Here is a 19,558-nt window from a genome sequence, read left to right as displayed (position 1 = left end):
GAGACGGTCGTGATCGGGAACGCCTAAGAGAATCCGCTGGCTCTATCCCGGTATGGACTATCGGTACACGGGCGACGCCCACACGCGCCTGTGTGACGCCTACGCAGACGACCAGGCGCCGTTTCCGACGGACCCGGAGATGGCGTTCCCCGAGCGCTGGCATCGACGTGCGGATATCGAACTGCTCCGGAAACTCTTCTTTCCGCGCTGCTGGAATGCCCAGTCGTTGCTCGCCAGTCCGACCGCTGTCGAGGAGTATCTGTCAGATCTCGGTTCGCTGTTTGCGACCGGAATCGACCCGTATCTGGACGGGTCGCCGACGCCGATCGTCGACGCCGCGCTCGACGCGTTGCCCGACATCCGCGCGGTGCTGAAAACCGACGTGACCGCTGCGTATCGTGGTGACCCGGCGGCGAAGACCTACCTCGAGATCATCCGCTCGTATCCCGGCCTGCAGGCACTTTTGACCCAGCGGGTCGCACACGTCCTCTACGAGGAGGGCGCGCCGGAGTACGCACGCGAGTTGACCGAACACGCCCACTCCGAAACCGGGATCGACATCCACCCCGGCGCTACCATCGGTGAGTACTGCTTCATCGACCACGGGACCGGCGTCGTCATCGGCGAGACTGCGACCATCGGTGACTGGGTGCGGATCTATCAGGACGTGACGCTCGGAGTGCTCCACTTCGAGGAGGACAGCGACGACGACCACATGCTGCGAAAGGGCTACAAGCGACACCCCGACATCGGTGACCACGTCGTCATCGGTGCCGGAACGAAGGTGCTCGGACCGATATCGATCGGCGACCGGGTGAGTATCGGTGCGAACTCGTGGGTCACCGAGAGCATCCCCGACGACACTCGTGTCTACGTCAGTGACCACCCGGAACAGGAACGAAAGCAGCAGAAGTGACCGCCGCGAGCCACGTAACGAACCGTCAGATGTCGCGCGTTACGTACCAGTCACGATACCTGAGAACGATCGATCTGTTCAGGTCCGCTTCGGCCGCGATGTCCGCTTCGTCGAGGTCGTCGAATCGCTGCACGTACGAGCGAGCCTCTGACTGACTGCGAAAGGGGACTGGATTTCGCATCGGGTCCATCCCTCGCTCTGGGAGTTCGTTCAAGACGAGAGATAGGTCGGTAATATCGATCAGGTCCCGCGTCGGGAACTCCCGGACCCACGTTCGGTGTACTGCTGGCGCATCGAACTCGTTGGGAAGTGTGTGATACGTTATCGCACAGCCGGGGCTGCAGAAAAACTGCCTGCTCCCGTCGCCGTGTGTCGTCTGTGCGTTCGCCTCCGGATACTCGGCCGGTGGCATGTGACAGACGCCGCAGGTGATGCCCTCGGGAGCCTCCGCCGTCTCGTCGATTGGCACGTCGGCAAATTCCTGTGGGGTGTTCGACGCTGTGGGTGTCGCTTCCCCTTCTTCGGTGTCCTGTCCGTCAGCGAGACAGCCAGCCAGCGCCACGCTGCTCAGACCAGCCACCGAACGCACAAAGCGCCGTCGGTGCATTATCGACAGATAGACCCCGGTCTACTAATCCAATCTGGTGCGCCCATCGAATCGTCTCACTCATCGAGTGAGTGCTGTGGGCCGCTCTGATACACTGCATACAGGATCAGTGCAGCGATCGAAAAGTCGAAGCTGTGTTCGACCAGATGATGGACGGTCATCGGAACCACACCTGAGACGGTTCCCATCCCGACTATCGACCGGACGAACAGCGCGCCGACAGCGACTGTAACGAGTAGATATCGTCGCGAGCGGCGCTGGCGGTAGGCGAAAACGCTCACGAGAAAGAGCAATCCAGTGCCGACCGCAGCGAGCAGAATGACACAGCCCAGCATAACCGACCCTTCGACACCGGGCCAGTTACCTGCCGAGAGAACGACGGCGGTGGTCATCGTCCCCGCATAGGAGCGAGGGTGACAAGAATCGTGGGGTACAGCTCGGTAAACACACGAAACGCGTTCTCACCTTCCGGGACCAAACGGCAGGCTTTTCCCTCTGATTTTGCTAGCTGAGATAGGAGATATCCCGTGTCAGAAACTCGGTCCCGCATCCGTGAATGCGTCTACAGGGAGCCCGGAATCCACTTCAACGATATCACCAGACGCCTCGATATCGCGACCGGGCAGACGCAGTACCATCTGCGGAAACTCACACGGAACAGTCGGGTCGAGCGAGCCGACATCTGCGGGCGGACACACTTCTATCCGCCGACCTACTCCGAGTGGGAGCGTGGCGTCATCGCCATGCTCCGCCGGGAGACGGCCCGAGAGATTCTCGTGCAACTCGTTCGTGGCGAGAAGACGCCGTCAGAACTCACCGACGCCGTCGGCGTCGCCCGGAGTACGACCGAGTGGCACCTCTCGACGCTGATCGAACACGACATCGTTCGCAAGCGCACGGAGTCGTCTGAGGCTGGGGACCAGTTGGTCGTCGAACTGACCGACCGGTCAGAGGTGTATCGACTGCTCCGTGAGGTCGAACCGAGCCTCGCGAACCGCCTCGTCGACCGGTTCACCCGTCTCACTGACGACCTGCTGTCGGACTGACCGTCGCTGGTCCATTCTTGACGCTCGTTGACGCGTGTCTCACCGCCGCCGAACGGCGACTGTCGCACCGACCAGCGAGAGCACCGTCCAGCCGAGCAACCCCGTCGCCCCCGCGATCAGTGACCCGTGCTGGGTCTCGCTCGTGAGTGCCGTCGACAACACGGACTCGAAGACCAACCCGCGGTAGGCGCTGGTCGGTGAGGCTGCGAGCGCAGCGACGAGATTCTCGTCGATCACGCCGCTTCCGACGCCCTGCACGAGCAGCAGGTCGAACCCGACGACGACCGCTCCGAGAACGACGACGCCGATCACCATCGCGCTCCGGAGCGACCACGCGATGGCTGACCCCGCGAGCGACATCGCCACGACGACCCAGCCGAAGGCGACCGTGAGGCCGAGAAATCGGGCGAACAGCACGAACGAATCGGCACCGGCGTGTGTCGCGATCACGTCGGTCTGTGGCGCGGCGGTGACTGCGACGTAGAGGCCGACTGCCAGAAGCGGCAGGCCGACCAACACGGTCACCGCGAGCGCGCGGCCGACGTACACGCCCAGCACGTACGCCCACGCGGGCAGCGGATAGGTCTTCAACACGTCGAGTTCGCCCCGTTCGACATCTGCGACGATAGTTCGATAGCCAACGGTGACGGCAACGACCGGTACGAGTACCTCCACCGGTGCCCTGATGTCCGTCACCGTCGGCAGATACCCGCTCTGTGGCCCACCGCCAGCGCGTGCAATCGTAAAGACCACGAGCGCGATCAGCACGAGCAAGGCGAGATACGACCGCGTCCGAACCACCGTGATCAGTTCCCGAACGGCGACCGCTTGCAGGCGCTGTCCGCTGGATACTCGCTCGCTCGCATCGCCCGACTGCGCTTCTGTACTCATTCGGTCACCCCCGCGACTTCGACGACGCTTTCAGGACCCGTCACGGCGGCGTCGAAGACTGCAGACAGGTCTGGTTCGTCGTATCCGGTTCGGAGCTGTTCGGGCGACCCGTCCGCCACGACGGATCCACTCTCGAGTACGACTACCCGGTCGGCCCGCGCCTCGACCAGTTCCAGGTCGTGCGAGGAGAGCACGACCGCTGCGCCCGCGTCTGCGAGTTCGGCGGCCACCGCCGCGACCCGGGTTCGCATCCCCGGGTCGAGGCCGCTTCCTGGCTCGTCGAGCACGACGACTGGCGGGCCGCCGACCGTCGCCTGTGCGATGCCGAGCAGGCGCGTCATCCCCCCCGAGAGGTTCTCGACGCGGCGCGACCCGGCATCGTCCAACCCCACCCGAGCGAGTGCCGAATCCGGGTCGTCTCCGACGAGTGCGGTGTAAAACTCCATCGTCTCGTTGACGGTGAATCCCGGGCGGAAGGCCGGTTGCTGTGGCAGGTAACCGAACTGCCGAAACGTCGGTGTCCCCGTGTACGTGACAGATCCCGAAGTCGGGTCGAGCAAGTCAGCGAGCAGGCGCAGAAGCGTCGTCTTCCCCGACCCGTTCGGGCCGACGATGGCCGTCAGACTACCCGCCGCAATCTCCATGGTGATGTCTTCGAGTACCGACACGCTTCCGAAGGACTTCGCGACGTCGTCGAGTTCGAGTACCGTTCGGTCAGTCATCTGTAGAGTCTGGTTGTGTCGTGGCCGGTGGCCACACGCCACGGTCGAGGGTTGCGATCACGTTCTCGTGATGTGGCTGTGCTCGCGGTGCGGTGTCGACAATTTCCCCCTGTCGTATCCCCGGCGACTGGTCGCGAACGGCGTTGAGCGCGCGCATCACCGGTGACTGTGTCAGTGTGAGCACGCCATCAGTTCGGTGCAGTCGGCTCTGGAGGACGTCCGTCGGCGAATACGACTGGTCGAGATGGCTCGCGGACGCAGATACGCTGGACCAGTAGTTCCCGGTCCCCTCGTACGTCCAGATTCGCAGCGGCCCGATTCCGGCTTCGGCGTGTTCGTCGTTGTTGACGAAGTCGTTGTCGAAGACGAGATTCGAGGGCCGTATCGACCCCGACTGGACCCCGATGTCGTTCTCGTACAGCAGGTTTCGCGTGTAGACCGACTGACTCGCGCTGGTCGTGATTCCCCGGTCGTTGTACGCGATGACGTTCTCTGCGATGTACGACCGAGAGCCAGCAGGAAGGATGCCGGTCGAGGCGTTCCGGATCCAGTTGCCCACTATCGCGTTTCGCGTCGGTGACGTCATGATCGTGACCCCTGCGTGTCCCTGTCCGGTCGCCACGTTGTTCGCGACGAGTGACTCGGAGGTGTACATGAGATGGACCCCGAAACGATTCTCACGGAACGTGTTCGCTCTGATGACGGTTCCGTGCGACCGATGGAGGTAGATTCCGTCCCGACCGCCCCGGAACGTCGAGTGTTGCACGACCACCGGTGAGTTCATCGCCATCACGCCCATGAACCCCTCGGCCCATTTTTCGGTCCCGTTGACAGTCACGTTCTCGACGACCGTTCCCGGCGACGACCGGAGTAAGACGCCGTTTGCTGGCGTCTCGATGCGAACGTCACTGACCGAGAGGTTCGCGGACCCGTTCCCCGCGATTCCAGCGTCGCCGGTTCCGTAACCCGACTGGATCCGACTGTCCCACTCGCTGCCGCTGTCGAGGGACTCGCCCTGTAGCGTGTCGCCGACGCCAGCGATGTCGAAGCCGCTGATCTCGACTGCATCGGCGCTGACCGACACCACGGTTCCGTTCCGGTCACCGAGCAGCGTCGCGTTCTGTCCCCGGAGTGTCAGCGGCTTCGTTATTTCGACTGTTTCCTCGTACGTTCCTGATGGAACGAGGACAGTCGTATTCGGCGGTGCTGCGTCGATTGCAGCCTGTACTGTCCGCGCGTCGTCACCGACGACAGTCGAGACAGGTCGCTCGCTGTAGGACTGGACGTTCTCGACGCGTCGGTCCGCGCGTCGGTGTCTGTCGGGTAGGTCCGCTTTGACTGCTGACCCGCTCTGCAGGTCGAACGAGAGCGACTGCACGCGCTCCCAGTCGTGGACGTGCCCGCCGTGTTTGGCAGCGAACTCCCGTGCCCGCTCGGCGTCTGCGAACGGGACGACCGTCTCACCGGTTGCCGACCGCGCATCGCTGCCGACCACGAAGTGTGCGTCAGTCGCGTCGACCCATTCCGGATCCGAGGAAACGTGCAATCGATTCGAGTCGGTCAACGCGACGCCCGTCTCGTCGTAGCCAGTCACGTACACCACGGTCGGATAGCCGAACTGCCGTTCGTGAGTTGGCTGCTGGAACTGCGTGACTGCCTGCTCGACGCCGTGGTAGCCGACGACGTACTGATACTGGGAGTAAAACACCTGCACTCGCGGCATCCGAATGGATTCGTTGTGGCGTATCGTCTCCTGCTGGGCCGTCAAGCCCAAGTCCGTCGTCTCCGAGAACGCCACCGGATCCGGGTCGGACGTCCCAGCATCGACTACGAGGACACCGCCGCCGAGCACGAGCGCTGTCGCCGCACACACCAGAAATGCGTACCGAACGGTCGGACTGCGAAAGAGCATCCGGGCGAGCGATGACACGACTGTCAGTAGCTGTCCGGCGAACTTACGCTAATTGGTACGTCTCCCGAATCGTACTGTCGTCGTTCGTCCGTCGTCTCAGCGACTAGTGACTGCCGCCGGGCATCCCAAGTCCGCCGTCCCAGAATGGGAGCATCGGATGGGGGATGTGAATTCCGATCGACATCAACCCGTGAGCCAGCAGGATGTATCCGAGTGCGAGAAAGGCGACCCCGAGCACTCGGTGAAGCCGCCGTCGGTGGGTCGCGCCGACGCTGTCGATGAGCGTACCGTAGGTGAAGACGGCGGGGATAGTTCCGACCCCGAGCGAAGCGAGCGCGACCCCACCAGCGACCGGGGATCCGCTGGCGAAGGCGTACAGATACGCCGGATAGAGGATCGGGCAGGGAAGCAACCCGTGGACCGCACCGAGTCCGACGATTCCGGGGCCGTTCACCAGTCTGTCGACCCACGAAGTCAGTTTCGCCGTCACGCGCTGTGCGCCCGGCAGCCCCATCCCGACCGAGATGCGGCCAGCGACGTAGTACGCGCCGATGACCATCACCATCGCGCCGATTCCGAGTCCGACGACGCCGCGGATCGTTTCTGCCGTTGCCGTCACTTCACCGAGTCCGAGGAAGACGACGCTCCCGAGCGCGCCCATGAGCACGCCGATGAGCGTGTAACTCGCCGCCCGGCCGACGTTGAACAGCGCGTGCTGGCGCACTTCATAGAGCGTCAGGTGCCCTCGCCGGTTCTGCCCCGCGGTGGCCGTGCCGCCGTCGGTCTGTGGCGTCATCCGGTCGGCGTAAATCGTCACCAGCGGCCCGCACATCCCGATGCAGTGTGCGCCGCCGAGCAGACCGATGACGAAAAACAGCGCCACGTCGACCCCAAAGGGCGTCACCGCCATCGCTGATCACCCGAGGACGGCGGTGGCGTCCGGCCCGTGACCTCCATGTCTCCCGCGAGGGTCTCTGGACACATAAGTCGTATCTCGATTCCCATCATCTGGTGTGTCATCGGCTCATCGACTGAGACCCCTGTATCTGCTCGACCACGGCCGGGGTGAGGTCGTCGAACGCGACCGGTTCGCCCCCGTACTCGGATACAAAGGCGTCCGCGTCCTGTTCGTCGGAGAACGGATGCAGGCCCGGCCCCATGCCGCCCCGCACGGAACTGTCCATGACGTAGGTAAGTTCGCTCGCGTCCCCGAAGGTGTCGGGTGCCGTCGGCGAGGGCATCGTCGGCGTCCCGTCGCGTTTCTGCACCTCGTACTCGACGGCCGAGAAGTCGGTCACGTACATCGCTGTCGTCTCCCAGCCCCGGTTTCGCCGGTCGAAGTAAAACGGGAAGAAGCCAAAGACGAGCGTGTGGAACCAGAACGGGCCGCCGTCGCGCTCGGACGGTGTCTCGTTCTCGTAGAATATCTGCCCGTTCGCGCCGCCGTGTGGACCAATTTCCATACCACCCTGGTCGTCGAACTTGCCCCCGGAGAGGTCGACCGGGTCCGGTCGCTCCCCATTATCCGATCCGAACATCGACAGACAGCCAGCGAGTCCAGCGGTTCCCACGGTTGCTGCGCCCTGAAGCAGTCGTCTCCGTCTCATTATCTCATATCGCTGCTGTCGGCTAAAGCCCGTTCGGGTACGAGAGTCGAACGCCGGTATTCACGACAGGCAGAATGGACAGGTCGCAGGTTCGGGTTACAGCAGGTCGTGGTCGTCGAGACGCTCGACAGCCTCCTGCAGACGCTCTTTGCTGTTCGCGTAGGAGATACGGGCGTAGCCCGGCGTGCCGAAGGCGCTTCCTGGCACCGTGGCGACGTGTGCCTCGTCGATAGCTTCCTCACACCACGCCTGGTCGTCTTCCGCGACGGGAAGCATCATGTAGAACGCGCCCTCGGGCTTTGCGACGTCGACGCCGCGGTCTGCGAACTCCTCGAGCAGCATGTCGCGGCGCTCCTCGAAGGCGTCGCGCATCTCCGCGACTGCGTCGTCGGTGTGTTCGAGCGCCTCGATGCCCGCGTGCTGGACGAAGTTGACCGCACACGACACCGAGTGGCTGTGAATCTTCCCCGCCTGGTCGATGAGTTCCTCCGGACCGGCGAAGTAGCCGAGTCGCCAGCCAGTCATCGCGTAGGCCTTCGAGAAGCCGTTGAGCGTGATGGTTCGGTCGGCCATGCCATCGAGCGAGCCGAGACTCGTCATCGAGACGCCGTCGTAGGTTATCTCCTTGTAGATCTCGTCGGAGATGACCGTCACGTCGTGGGTGACCGCAACGTCTCGGACCGCTTCGAGCGCGGCGTCGGAGTAGACCGTCCCGTGGGGGTTGCCCGGCGTGTTGACCACGAGCAACTCGGTGTCGTCGGACACGGCCCCGCGCAGGTCACCGAGCGCGTCTTCGAGACGGAAGTCGTACTTCGCCGTGTCGATTCGCGTGAGCGTTCCGCCCGCGATTTTCGCCATCGCCTCGTAGGAGACCCACGCTGGGTCGAGCAAAGCGACTTCGTCGCCGTCGTCGATGAGCGTCTGGAATATCTCGAAGAGTCCCTGCTTGCCGCCGGGCGTGACCATCACGTTCTCCGGGCCGTGATGGCCAAGACCGTCGGCAGCGAGTTTCTCGGCGATAGCTTCCCGAAGTTCCGGAATCCCCTGCGAGGTGGTGTAGCCCGTCTTGCCAGCGTCGAGGGCCTCCTTGGCGGCGTCTTTGATGTTCTCCGGCGTGTCGAAGTCGGGTTCGCCGACGCTGAGGTCGACGACGTCGACACCGTCGGCTTCGAGCGCCGCTGCCTTGTTCGAGATGGCGAGCGTGGCGCTGGGTTCGACGCGCTGTACACGGTCTGCGAATGTGAGTTCAGTCATGGTTGTCGAGTGCTCCTGCGAGTTCGATCGCGCTTTCGACTGCCTGTGCGCCCGAGTCGATTCGGGCCTGCGCTTCGTCCTGGCTCATCCCCGGTCCAGTGATTCCGAGCGTGACCGGCGTGTCTCGGTCGAGACTCACCTGTGTCAGCCCCTCGGCGGCCGCGTTCGCGATCACCTGGTCGTGGTCGGTGTCCCCCGTGACGATGGCTCCGACGACTGCGACCGCGTCCACGTCGTCGCGGCGCGCGAGTCTGTCCGCGGCCAGCGGCGTGTCGTACGACCCCGGAACGTCGATGGAGTCGACGATAGTCGCGTCGCGGTCCGCTGCCGCCTCGCGCGCACGCCGTGCCATCCGCTGTGGGATCTCCCCCTCCTTGCTGAACTGGGCGACGACGAGCCCGAGCTGTACCATACTGTGACCGGAGTCTGCTGTCCTAAAAGATGTACCGTTCTGGGTTTTGCCGGACGCTCGCAGATGCCCACCCCTTAAATGCGATGGCAACTGAAACGCACGTAGTGACCGATCCGATTCCGACCGGCTGTCGCCCGCTCGATTCCCTGCTCGGCGGTGGGTTCGAGCGGAGTGCCGTCACACAGGTGTACGGCCCGCCAGCCTCCGGCAAGACGAACCTCGTCCTCTCTGCCGCCGTCGAGACGGCCGCACGCGGCGGGTCTGCGCTCTTTATCGACACTGAGGGGCTGCCTATCGAGCGCCTCGAACAACTCGCCGAGGCTCATCCCGAGGCGGACCTCGATACGATTGCCTCGCGGATCATTATCACCGAGGTACACGATTTCGCCGAGCAGGCCGAGGCAGTGCAGGACGCCGAGGAGTTCGCGGACCAGGTCGATTTCGTCGCTCTCGACAGCGCGACCGGCTTCTATCGACTCGAACGAACCCAGCAGGAAGACGGCGAAGCGCTGCGCGACGTTGCTCGACAGGTGACCCATCTGCTCTCACTTGCGCGAAAACACGATATCGCGGTCGGCATCACGAATCAGGTGTACACCGACCCGGAGAGCGAAGGGACACGTGCCCTCGGCGGCCACACGCTGAACCACTGGTCTGCAATCGTCCTTCGACTCGACCGGTTTCGTGGCGGCAACCGGCGTGCGACGCTCGAAAAACACCACACCAAAGCCGCGGGCGAGACTGCCGAGTTTCGGATTACGGGTGACGGGCTCGCCGAGTCACAGTCGCGATAGGGCGACGCTTCGCATAGCAGGCGCGTTCAGCGAACGATTGTAACGGGGACTGGCGCGCGTCGGGTCACCGTCTCCGCGACGGAGCCAAAGAGCACGCGACGAACGCCCGTCCGACCCGTACTCCCCATGACGATGTGGTCGACGGGATGCTCCTCCGTGTAGTCGACGATGGCCTTACCAGCGTTTCCGGTCAGTCTGACGGTCTCTACCTCGCGGTCGTTCTCGGCTGCGACTGCCTCGGCATCTGCGAGGACTTCGTCGGCACGCTCGGCCGCGTACTCGAATGCTGTCTCTCCGGTCTGGTCCGGGATCTGGTCGACTTCGAGCACGTGTGCCACCCGGATCGAACGCTCGGGAAACAGATCGAATGCGTATTCGAGCGCGTGCATCGATTCACTGGAGCCGTCGACAGGGACCAGTATCTCGTCCATATCATGTGGTACTCCCGGCCGGGGCAAAGTCGCTTCGGTGCGTCTCCTGTCGTCCAGCACGCCCGATTTAGTACAGCAGATCGTCGTCGGAGTCGACCATGTACAGCGTCCGTGCTGCGATATTGACGGCGTGATCGCCGACACGCTCTAGGTCACGGATCGTCAGCAACAGCCGATAGACGTCCTGCATGAGTTCGTCGATCTCCTCCTGTGACTCCACGTTCTCGCGTTCGATGAGGTCGCGAGCGACAGTTTCAGACGCACGCTCACAGAGGTGATCGATCTCGTCGTCGCGCTCTGCGATCTCGTAACATCGATCGCTGTTCTGTTCGGCGTAGGCTTCCATCGCGTCTTCCACCATCTCGATTGTCAGTGACCCGATCGCCTGAATGTCTACCTCCGGGAACATGTCCTGTCTCGCATCGAGCGTGTGATCGCCCAGGTTCGTCGCCAGGTCGCCGATCCGTTCGAGATCGGTGATGATCTTGAACGAGGCGGCGATAAAGCGCAGATCACCGGCGACTGGCTGCTGGAGCGCAATCAGATCGATGCAGTCCTGTTCGAGTTCGAGATAGAGTTCGTTGATCTCGTGGTCGCCCTCGATGACCTCCCACGCCAGGTCTTCGTCTTTGTGTTCCAGCGCGTCGAGCCCCTTCTGGAGCCGTTCGAGCACGATTTCGCTCATGTAGAGGACGTCCTCGCGCAAGGCCTCCAACCGCTCCTGATAATCTTTCCGCGGCATATCACTCAGTGTGTTCCCGTCCCGTATGTAAGTTGTCACCCGGGCAATTCTCCGTGCGGCGTGGCTTCGAGGCCGCACTATCGAGCGCTTCAGGACCTCACTCGTATATCTCAGCCACGAGACCGTCGTAGCTGTTGAGGATGTTTCGGCGCTTTTTCTTCATCGACGGGGTGAGCATGTCGTTTTCAGCGGTCCACTCCTCGGGAACGAGCGCGAACTCTTTGATCTGCTCGATACGTTCCAGGTCCTCGTTCACTCGGCCTATCTCCTCGCTGACCCACTCGACGACGCGCTCATCCGCGACCAGTTGCTCCCGGTCGTCGGCCAGGTCGTACCCGCGTTCATCTGCCCACGCCCTGAGTCGCGCGAAGTTGGGCACGACGAGCGCCCCGATGAACTTCCGGTCGTCACCGACGACCATGATCTGCTCGATGCGGTCGCTCGTCGCGAAGCGGTCCTCGATAGGGCCAGGCGCGACGTTCTTGCCCGTGCTGAGCACGAATAACTGTTTCAGACGCTCGTGGAAGACCAGAAACCCGTCCGGCGTCTGCTCGATCAGGTCGCCGGTTCGGAACCACCGTTCTTTCGACGTATCGCTGTCTCTGTCCTCGTGTCCGGGGACTGTTTCGACGAACGCGCGTTTGGTCGCACCTGGCTGGTTCCAATACCCCTCGAAGACGTTGTCACCGCGAACGAGTAACTCGCCGACACGCCCTTCGGCGTCGATGTGTTCGGTCCCGATCGAAGGCGATTCGTCGAACGCAACCTCGACCCCCTCCAGTGGCGGGCCGAGCGTCCCGGGTCGCACGTCGTCGGGTGTGTTGACCGAGACGACCGGTGACGTCTCGGTGAGCCCGTACCCCTCCAGAATCGGTACCCCCATCCCTTTGAACAGCCGAGCCAGATCCTCGCTGAGACTGCCGCCGCCAGAGACCATACATTCGAGCCTGCCGCCCATCTGTTCTTTGACGGTGCTGTAGACCAGTCGGTCGGCCAGCGCGTGTTTCGCCCGCAAGACCGTGCCGGGGTCGTCGGTCCGGGCGTACTGTCTGGCGACATCGAGACTCCACTCGAAGATGCGTTCGGTCAGGAAACTCAGCGACCCCGAACTCGCCTGCGTGCGCATGCGGTCGAAGATGCGCTCGTAGACGCGCGGGACGCTCGCCCCGGTGTGCGGTCGGACCTGCGTGAGGTCGTCGGAAAGCGTGTCCGGACTCTCGGCGTAGCCGACTGTCGCGCCGGACCCGAGCATCAGAAAGTGCCCGGCTAGCCGTTCGAGGACGTGCGCGAGCGGGAGAAAGGAGATACTCACTGTCCCGGGGCCGACGCTGAACCGGTCGGACTGGCTCGGTCGCGGGCCGACACGCCTGCGGATCTGGTGGACGTTCGACCGAAAGTTCCAGTGTGTCAGCCGGACACCTTTCGGTCTCCCCGTCGTGCCGGAGGTGTAGATGATGCTCGCGAGGTCAGAGGGGTCCGTCTCGTCGAGCCATGCGGCGTACTGGTCCGGGTCGAAGACATCGCTCCCGGTTTCGTGTACCTCCGCGAGCGTGTGAATGTCTTCTCGCTCGTGATCAGTCTCGTCTAGCACCACGATCCAGGAGAGCTCCAGCTCATCTTCGACTGCCAGCACCGTCTCGAGAAGGTCGTCGTCTTCCACGACGACGCCCGTCGCGCCGGGGTCATCGAGGAGATACTCCGCCTGCTCGGGCGAGGAGTCGGTGTAGACTGTCGTTACGACACCACCGGCCGCGAGCACTCCGAGATCAGCCTGCGCCCACTCCATGCGCGTATTGGCAAAGATACCCACGCTGTCACCGTGGTCCAGCCCGAGATTCCGAAAGCCTGCGGCGAGGTTGCGAACGATCTCCTGGAGTTCTCCGTAGGTGAGCGATCCGTACTCCCCGGCGGGCGGTTCGGGCACGTAGGCGGTCATCGATCGGTTCGAGATGCCGCCCTTGTAGAGCTGGGCGAGCTGGTCTGCGTGACGCTGTGCGCTCGCCTCGAACAGTTCGGGGATCGTCCCACGTTCGCGGAGTTCGTCTTCGTAGTCTCGCTCCGCCTCTCTCCAGTCGGGGATGCCCTCATCCGAGCCCGATTGCCATGCCATAAAACCACATACGTATCCTCAATATTAAAGCAAGGTGCCGATCCAGACCCTTTCAGCTATCTATTTCCTTTGAAGGCACAAAATATCGCCCGGCACGACTGTCGCTCAGTGCGAACCGATAAACGCCCCCGGATCGAACGAGAGGTATGAGCGAGCGAGCGGACGACTCGGCTTGGTTTGCTGGCTGCCCTCTCACGGACCGCGAGGCGACACGTGCGGCCATCGAGCGGGGACGCGCCACGGAGCCAGCGGTGTGGCCCGAACGGGCAGTCGAGTCGGGCGTCGTCGACAGTACTGAGGAGTACTACGAACTCTTACACGAGGTGACCTGTCACGCGGCCCGCGAGGCCACGGCCGAACTCGAACAGGCCGACGACCGACAACTGATCCACGCCATCCGTGCGATGGACGACTGTCGACGGACGGCGAACGAACTCACCGAGCGCGTCGCTGAGTGGGCGGGCACACACGACAGCGACGCGGCGGTCGACACCGAGTATCTCCGGACGCTCGTCGACGACGACACGGCAGACCCGGCCCGGCGGCGCGTGCAGTCACTCGCCGAGACGGTGCTCGCCGTCGAGGCGGAGGGCGACGAGTTACAGCGATTCGTCGAGCGACTGGCGCCGGAGGTGGCCCCGAACCTCGCCGCGCTCGCGGGCCCGGAACTGGCCGCACGACTCGTCTCGCTTGCGGGCGGACTCGAAGAACTGGCGAAACAGCCAAGCGGCACCGTGCAACTGCTCGGTGCCGAAGACGCGCTCTTCGCCCACCTTCGTGGCGGCGCGCCGTCCCCGAAACACGGGATCATCTACACCCACGAGGCTGTCAGGTCGACCGCGCCCGAACACCGCGGATCTGCTGCCCGGGCGCTCGCTGGCAAACTCACAATCGCTGCCAGAATCGACCACTACAGCGGTGACCTCCGGTCGGAACTACAGGACGAACTGAACGAACGCATCGAGCGTATCCGCGCTCGTGATGAGACGTGACACTCCCCGCGGGCGTCGAGCGGCGGTCGGTCGATGGACAGACAGGGCTGGCGACGCGTGGGGAACCAGTCTACGGCGAACCGACAGACGGCGAGTGGCGACTCTGGAACCCCCACCGCTCGAAACTCGGCGCGACCATCGAGCAGGGCATCGAGACCGGTCTCGACGGTGAGGAACGGGCTCTGTATCTCGGCGCGGCAAGCGGGACGACGGTGAGCCACGTCGCGGACTTCGCAGGGCCGACCTACGCCGTGGAGTTTGCGCCCCGTCCGATGCGTGATCTGGTCGGCGTCGCAGAGGGGCGGCCGAACCTCTTTCCCCTGTTGAAGGACGCCCGCGAACCTGAGACCTACGCCCACGTCGTGGAACCGGTCGACGTGGTCGTCCAGGACGTGGCAACCCGCGGCCAGGCGGACGTGGCACTCACAAATCGGCTCTTTCTCGAAGACGATGGACGGCTGATCGCCGCTTTCAAGGCCCGAAGCGAGGACGTCACCGCTGATCCAGACGCCGTGTTCGACCGGCTACTCACAGAGTTGGAATCCGGCTACGAGATACTGGCGACCGAGCGACTCGAACCGTATCACGACGACCATCTCGCCGTCGTCGCAACGCCCGAGCGATGAGCGAGGTCGATACCGCCGACGATGAGTGATGCTGACCCGCTCGAAGCCGTCGACGTGCCAGCGGTCAGAGAGCGACTGGTGGCGTGGTATCGCGACGACCACCGCCCGTTTCCATGGCGCGAGACCACAGATCCATACGAAATTCTCGTCTCAGAGGTGATGAGCCAGCAGACGCAACTCTCCCGGGTCGTTACCGCCTTCGAGGCATTCGTCGATCGCTGGCCGACGACGGCGACTCTCGCGGACGCCGACCGCGGGGAGGTGGTGGCATTCTGGACTGACCACAGCCTCGGCTACAACAATCGAGCGAAGTACCTCCACGAAGCGGCGATCCAGATTGAGGAGGAATACGACGGGGAGTTTCCCCGGTACCCCGATGACCTCACTGACCTGATGGGCGTGGGGCCATACACGGCGAATGCGGTCGCTAGCTTTGCGTTCAACAACGGCGACGCCGTCGTCGACACGAACGTCAAGCGGGTGCTGTACCGCGCGTTTGGTGTTCCGGACGACGACGACGCCTTCGAGCGTGTGGCCCGCAAACTACTGCCCGATGGCGAGTCCCGCGTCTGGAACAACGCCATCATGGAACTGGGCGGCGTCGCCTGTGGGAAGACGCCGCGGTGCGACGAGGCGAGTTGTCCCTGGCGGGAGTGCTGTGACGCGTACCAGTCAGGTGATTTCACCGCTCCGGACGTACCCACACAGCCAGACTTTGAAGGGAGCAGGCGACAGATGCGCGGGCGAATTATTGGGGCACTCGGTGAACACGGCGAGATGCGTCTCGATACCCTCGGACACAGAGTTCGCGTGGACTACACGCCAGACGGCGAGTACGGGCGCGAGTGGCTTCGAGACCTCCTTGCAGATCTGGCTGATGATGGGTTGGTCGAGATAGAGGAGTTGGGTGAGGAGACGACCGCGCGACTTGGGTAGGGCATCTGCTATCGAGCGTTCGGTACGGTCCAATTAATCATAGTGATACGGGTTGTACGATCGATCGAGGTGTTCACGAGGAGTACCCATGGTCGTTGAACAATTTCCCAAACTGTTCGGAACGAATCCAGTCGTCCACGGACTGGTGGGTGGACTCGTCATCGCCGCCCTCAATCTTCTGGGTGCCTCTCTCGTATTCGTCTGGCGGAACCCATCAGAGCGTGCTCTGGACGGTGCTCTTGGTTTCGCCGCGGGCGTGATGCTCGCAGCGAGTTTCACGAGTCTCATCATCCCCGGTATCGAGACCTATACGCCGAGCGGAAGTCCGTTCCCGGTACTTATCGGTATGGCCCTCGGCGCACTGTTTCTGGATCGGTCGGACATGCTCGTACCACATGCGCACTATCTGCTCTCGGGGAAGCGCCGAAGCGATGCAGCGAATCCAAGCGACACCGTTCCTGTAGCCGACGAGCGTCTCGCTGGCGTCGTGCTGTTCATTCTGGCGATCACGCTCCACAACATGCCAGAGGGACTCGCTGTCGGCGTCGGATTCGGCAGCGGCGACCTCGAGACTGCCATCCCGCTGATGCTCGCCATCGGAATTCAGAACATCCCGGAGGGACTCGCGGTGTCTGTGGCGGCGATCAACGCTGGTCTGGACAGGCGGTTCTACGCGGCGTTTGTCGGGGTTCGGTCCGGACTCGTCGAGATCCCACTTGCCATCCTCGGTGCGTACGCTGTCCAGTCGGTGTCGGCGTTGCTCCCCTACGCGATGGGATTTGCCGCCGGAGCGATGTTGTTTGTCATCAGCGACGAAATCGTCCCGGAGACCCACACACGGGGACACGAACGGATCGCAACGCTGGGGACGATTTTCGGTGCGATCGTGATGCTCTATCTCGACATATCGCTCGGGTAACTCCCGGTCGCTACGTTACGCGACGAGATTCCCAGCAGGCGAACCCGCTCGGCAGGGACGCTCGACCCGTGTCGACTGGTTTTTATTCACGAGCGGGCTTGCATCGTGTATGACCGAGCAGGACGGCGACACCGACGTGGCCGCCGACGACGAGTCCGCACGCGAGGAAACGGAGGGAGCGACCACCGCCGAAGACACAGACGCACGTGATGAGTCGAGTGACGAGTCTGAAGCCGATCCACAGCGTGAAACGCTCGAAGAAATCGCCGAGAAGCCAGACGACGTGGAGCGGGCGCTCGATGCGATTCTCTCGCGAAACACCGACAACGATGCCGACGACAGCGCCGAAGGAGTCAGCGTCTCGACGGACATCGACCCCGAGGACGTGGCTGTCGATGCGGAGGTACTGGAGTGGGTGGACGCGGCGTCGGTGGAGACGACTGCCCGCGTGATCGAAGCACTTCGTCGGGAACGGGACAGACTCGAATCGGACCTGGCCGAGACGAGCGAGCGGGCCGACGATTTCGAGTCGCGGCTGAAGCGAAAACAGGCCGACTTCCAGAACTACAAGAAACGCCAGCAAAAGCGCCTCGAAGAGGAGAAACAGCGCGCGACCGAGGACTTCGTCGAGCGCATCCTCGACGTGCGAGACAATCTCGACCGGGCGCTCGACCAAGACGAAGGTGCGGACATCCGGAGCGGCCTCGAATCGACAGTCGAGCAGTTCGACGAGCAGTTGCGCCGCGAGAACGTCGAGCGGATCGAACCCGAACCGGGGCAGGATACCGACCCGCAGCGTCACGAGGTACTCGCAACGGTCGAGTCCGACCAGCCCGCGGACTCGATAGCGTCCGTCCACCGAACTGGCTACGAGATGGCTGGCAAGGTGCTTCGCCCGGCGCAGGTCACCGTCAGTGGCGGATCTGAGGAGTAGACCGAGCCGAGATTTGTTCGGCTGTCAGTAGACTTTTGTATCGGTCGGCCAAGCATGAGATATGGGAGATTTCGACGGTCTGGATCTGCAGTCGGTCGAAGACCAGCTCGACGAGGGGGAATCGGTCGACAGCGACCGTATCGTGCTCGGTGTGCTCGATGGGTCGACGCCCGACGAGGAGTGGCTCTCGGTCATCGAATCGAACGCGATACTCGTGCTGAACGTCGAGGGTGACCTGAACGAACTCGCGGCCGGATTCGCACGCCAGATCAAGGACGCTGGGGGCGAACTCATGCACTTTCGCGGCTTTCTGATCGTGACTCCGCCGGGTGTCAGCATCGACGCTGACCGACTCGAATGACGCGGTATCGCTCCGACCCGTACCGTCTCGAAAACCACTGTGGGACGTGTTTCTCTCTGTCCCGTTTGATCGATCACACAACGGTGTCGTGGCGCGGTATTCGTTCTGACAGTCTGCGTTATGCTTTTCCGGGCGATGGCGGCGCAGTGAATCTGTATATGGTCTCTTCGAGAATCACGACGTAGCTGTTCCGGGACTGATCCGCCACGACTCGTCGGTTCGAGTCGATCGCCACGTCGACCAGATCTTCGAGCGAGTCGACCTCCACGACGGTCCGCTCGTCGACATCTGCAGGGAGCGTGCCGTGGCTGATCCACTCCTCGAACTCCGACCGCTCTGCTCGATACTGGATCCACGTCCGTTCTCTGTCCGAGATCTCGAATGTTTCCTCTCGACGCCCGATGACGATTCCACCGATCCCGAGCACCGATACGAACAGTAGGACGGGGCCACCGACTGTCCAGAGCGGCCCATAGCGTTTCTGACTCGTCTCCTGTGCAAACTGCTGGCCAGAGTCCGTAACAGGGCCGCCATTCGTCACCCTGTAGACGTTCCCCTGTGTGTCGATCTGCATCTGGTACTCCTTCTCCTCGGCTATCTGCAGATCGTTGCGAGTGCCCGTGAGTTCTACCTGTAACTCGATAATAATTTATGTATTCCCGAGCGATCCACTCAGTTGACTCTCAATTTCCCCAATCTGTTCGTTGAGTTGGGTGATATTTATCGAGAATGGAACCGTAATTTCCTCCCCGGATTGGACGGACTCGTTACTGACAGCTCCCAGTTCGGTCTCCGTGCGCCAGTACTCTACATTTTGGTCGACTGAGCGGAGAATGACCGAAAGTTCAGTCGCCGTATTTAGCTCTCCGCCTGCTGTGGCTTCGTACTCGTACCGGAACGTACTGTCGAGCGTCGGTGTGACAGACTCGAAATACACGGAGCGGTTTGTTAACACGTCTCCCTCATCGAACACCGCCGTCTGGTTTACGACGGTCGCCTGGTGGGTAAACTCTGCAGTCGAGGACCAGCTTGCCTTTTCGCTTCGTTCGACCTCTGTCCCGGGACTGAGATACGATTCAAATGTGAGAAACCCCCCAAATAGTGTCAGTACAACGAACCCGGCTATGATGTATTCACTGTTCTCTGAAATGAACAGGGAAACTTGTCGTGGCCGGGTAGACCTCAGTAGGTTTCATGTTTTATGCACACCGTAAATAGATAACGAACAGACGGATATTCCTGAGTCAGCGACTGGTGATCCGTCCGTTGAACTCGTGTGTACCAATCAGGGGAAACCACGAGCTTGTTCTCGGTTGCGAGTTCGCGGCCGGTTCCGAACAAAAACA

22 protein-coding genes are annotated in these 19,558 nt (G+C 62.7%); 9 read left to right on the top strand and 13 right to left on the bottom strand.

Translation table 11 applies throughout. The features are described 5' to 3' along the window. Positions 1 to 52 precede the first annotated feature (52 nt). A complete protein-coding gene (epsC, locus tag ACMGFL_RS09290) occupies positions 53 to 916 on the top strand; it encodes a serine O-acetyltransferase EpsC (RefSeq protein ID WP_436935259.1) in 864 nt (287 codons plus the stop codon). A gap of 25 nt (positions 917 to 941) precedes the next feature. Here the strand turns inward: epsC and ACMGFL_RS09285 are convergent, their stop codons facing one another. Together ACMGFL_RS09285 and ACMGFL_RS09280 are read right to left on the bottom strand one after the other, a co-directional pair. Continuing rightward, positions 942 to 1,496 (bottom strand): nitrous oxide reductase accessory protein NosL, encoded by a 555-nt coding sequence (locus tag ACMGFL_RS09285; RefSeq protein ID WP_436935258.1) that lies wholly within the window; start codon positions 1,494 to 1,496, stop codon positions 942 to 944. Positions 1,497 to 1,579: 83 nt separating this feature from the next. Next, entirely contained in the window at positions 1,580 to 1,915 is a 336-nt protein-coding gene (locus tag ACMGFL_RS09280; protein WP_436935257.1) for a DUF7471 family protein, read from the bottom strand. A gap of 135 nt (positions 1,916 to 2,050) precedes the next feature. On the opposite strand from ACMGFL_RS09280, the gene ACMGFL_RS09275 reads away from it, so the two are divergent. Continuing rightward, entirely contained in the window at positions 2,051 to 2,569 is a 519-nt protein-coding gene (locus tag ACMGFL_RS09275; protein WP_436935256.1) for a winged helix-turn-helix transcriptional regulator, read from the top strand. Between the two features lie 39 nt (positions 2,570 to 2,608). Here the strand turns inward: ACMGFL_RS09275 and ACMGFL_RS09270 are convergent, their stop codons facing one another. The 7 genes from ACMGFL_RS09270 to ribH all read right to left on the bottom strand — a co-directional run bounded on the left by ACMGFL_RS09270 (position 2,609) and on the right by ribH (position 9,367). Beyond that, positions 2,609 to 3,460, bottom strand: a complete 852-nt coding sequence (locus tag ACMGFL_RS09270; RefSeq protein WP_436935255.1) for an ABC transporter permease subunit — start codon at positions 3,458 to 3,460, stop codon at positions 2,609 to 2,611. After that, a complete protein-coding gene (locus ACMGFL_RS09265; RefSeq protein ID WP_436935254.1) occupies positions 3,457 to 4,182 on the bottom strand; it encodes an ABC transporter ATP-binding protein in 726 nt (241 codons plus the stop codon). The genes ACMGFL_RS09270 and ACMGFL_RS09265 overlap by 4 nt, the downstream gene beginning before the upstream one ends. Further along, positions 4,175 to 6,112, bottom strand: a complete 1,938-nt coding sequence (locus tag ACMGFL_RS09260; RefSeq protein ID WP_436935253.1) for a NosD domain-containing protein — start codon at positions 6,110 to 6,112, stop codon at positions 4,175 to 4,177. The genes ACMGFL_RS09265 and ACMGFL_RS09260 overlap by 8 nt, the downstream gene beginning before the upstream one ends. An 85-nt stretch (positions 6,113 to 6,197) precedes the next feature. Continuing rightward, on the bottom strand, positions 6,198 to 7,004 hold the full coding sequence (locus tag ACMGFL_RS09255) for a sulfite exporter TauE/SafE family protein (RefSeq protein ID WP_436935252.1): 807 nt from the start codon (positions 7,002 to 7,004) through the stop codon (positions 6,198 to 6,200). Between the two features lie 106 nt (positions 7,005 to 7,110). Further along, a complete protein-coding gene (locus tag ACMGFL_RS09250) occupies positions 7,111 to 7,701 on the bottom strand; it encodes a nitrous oxide reductase accessory protein NosL (RefSeq protein ID WP_436935251.1) in 591 nt (196 codons plus the stop codon). Between the two features lie 96 nt (positions 7,702 to 7,797). Then, positions 7,798 to 8,955, bottom strand: a complete 1,158-nt coding sequence (locus tag ACMGFL_RS09245) for a pyridoxal phosphate-dependent aminotransferase (protein ID WP_436935250.1) — start codon at positions 8,953 to 8,955, stop codon at positions 7,798 to 7,800. Continuing rightward, entirely contained in the window at positions 8,948 to 9,367 is a 420-nt protein-coding gene (ribH, locus tag ACMGFL_RS09240) for a 6,7-dimethyl-8-ribityllumazine synthase (protein ID WP_436935249.1), read from the bottom strand. Before ribH ends, ACMGFL_RS09245 begins: the two co-directional genes overlap by 8 nt. A gap of 104 nt (positions 9,368 to 9,471) precedes the next feature. Between ribH and radB the strand changes: the two genes are divergently transcribed. Next, positions 9,472 to 10,161, top strand: a complete 690-nt coding sequence (radB, locus tag ACMGFL_RS09235) for a DNA repair and recombination protein RadB (RefSeq protein WP_436935248.1) — start codon at positions 9,472 to 9,474, stop codon at positions 10,159 to 10,161. A gap of 26 nt (positions 10,162 to 10,187) precedes the next feature. On the opposite strand, the gene ACMGFL_RS09230 is transcribed toward radB, so the two are convergent. From ACMGFL_RS09230 to ACMGFL_RS09220, 3 genes are all read right to left on the bottom strand, one after another. Beyond that, positions 10,188 to 10,592 (bottom strand): universal stress protein, encoded by a 405-nt coding sequence (locus ACMGFL_RS09230; protein WP_436935247.1) that lies wholly within the window; start codon positions 10,590 to 10,592, stop codon positions 10,188 to 10,190. A gap of 67 nt (positions 10,593 to 10,659) precedes the next feature. Continuing rightward, positions 10,660 to 11,334, bottom strand: a complete 675-nt coding sequence (phoU, locus tag ACMGFL_RS09225) for a phosphate signaling complex protein PhoU (protein ID WP_436935246.1) — start codon at positions 11,332 to 11,334, stop codon at positions 10,660 to 10,662. 97 nt (positions 11,335 to 11,431) lie between these two features. After that, the gene (locus ACMGFL_RS09220) at positions 11,432 to 13,444 is read right to left on the bottom strand and encodes an AMP-dependent synthetase/ligase (RefSeq protein ID WP_436935245.1); all 2,013 of its coding nucleotides are present in this window, start codon (positions 13,442 to 13,444) and stop codon (positions 11,432 to 11,434) included. 146 nt (positions 13,445 to 13,590) lie between these two features. Here ACMGFL_RS09220 and ACMGFL_RS09215 point away from each other — a divergent pair, with 146 nt between their 5' ends. The 6 genes from ACMGFL_RS09215 to ACMGFL_RS09190 all read left to right on the top strand — a co-directional run bounded on the left by ACMGFL_RS09215 (position 13,591) and on the right by ACMGFL_RS09190 (position 18,212). Next, positions 13,591 to 14,436, top strand: a complete 846-nt coding sequence (locus tag ACMGFL_RS09215; protein ID WP_436935244.1) for an NOP5/NOP56 family protein — start codon at positions 13,591 to 13,593, stop codon at positions 14,434 to 14,436. Further along, entirely contained in the window at positions 14,433 to 15,062 is a 630-nt protein-coding gene (locus tag ACMGFL_RS09210; RefSeq protein WP_436935243.1) for a fibrillarin-like rRNA/tRNA 2'-O-methyltransferase, read from the top strand. The genes ACMGFL_RS09215 and ACMGFL_RS09210 overlap by 4 nt, the downstream gene beginning before the upstream one ends. 21 nt (positions 15,063 to 15,083) lie before the next feature. Further along, positions 15,084 to 15,998 carry an HhH-GPD family protein gene (locus ACMGFL_RS09205; RefSeq protein WP_436935242.1) on the top strand — a complete coding sequence of 305 codons (915 nt, stop codon included), beginning with the start codon at positions 15,084 to 15,086 and terminating at the stop codon, positions 15,996 to 15,998. Between the two features lie 88 nt (positions 15,999 to 16,086). Continuing rightward, positions 16,087 to 16,917 carry a ZIP family metal transporter gene (locus ACMGFL_RS09200; RefSeq protein WP_436935241.1) on the top strand — a complete coding sequence of 277 codons (831 nt, stop codon included), beginning with the start codon at positions 16,087 to 16,089 and terminating at the stop codon, positions 16,915 to 16,917. Positions 16,918 to 17,026: 109 nt separating this feature from the next. Further along, positions 17,027 to 17,851 carry a nucleotide exchange factor GrpE gene (locus tag ACMGFL_RS09195; RefSeq protein ID WP_436935240.1) on the top strand — a complete coding sequence of 275 codons (825 nt, stop codon included), beginning with the start codon at positions 17,027 to 17,029 and terminating at the stop codon, positions 17,849 to 17,851. A gap of 61 nt (positions 17,852 to 17,912) precedes the next feature. Continuing rightward, positions 17,913 to 18,212 (top strand): DUF5779 family protein, encoded by a 300-nt coding sequence (locus tag ACMGFL_RS09190; RefSeq protein ID WP_436935239.1) that lies wholly within the window; start codon positions 17,913 to 17,915, stop codon positions 18,210 to 18,212. A gap of 118 nt (positions 18,213 to 18,330) precedes the next feature. Here the strand turns inward: ACMGFL_RS09190 and ACMGFL_RS09185 are convergent, their stop codons facing one another. After that, entirely contained in the window at positions 18,331 to 18,855 is a 525-nt protein-coding gene (locus tag ACMGFL_RS09185) for a DUF5305 family protein (protein ID WP_436936437.1), read from the bottom strand. Positions 18,856 to 19,558: the final 703 nt, after the last annotated feature.

This window comes from Halovenus marina (assembly GCF_051414115.1).
Lineage (GTDB): Archaea > Halobacteriota > Halobacteria > Halobacteriales > Haloarculaceae > Halovenus > Halovenus marina.
This window is presented reverse-complemented; position numbering and strand designations above follow the sequence as displayed.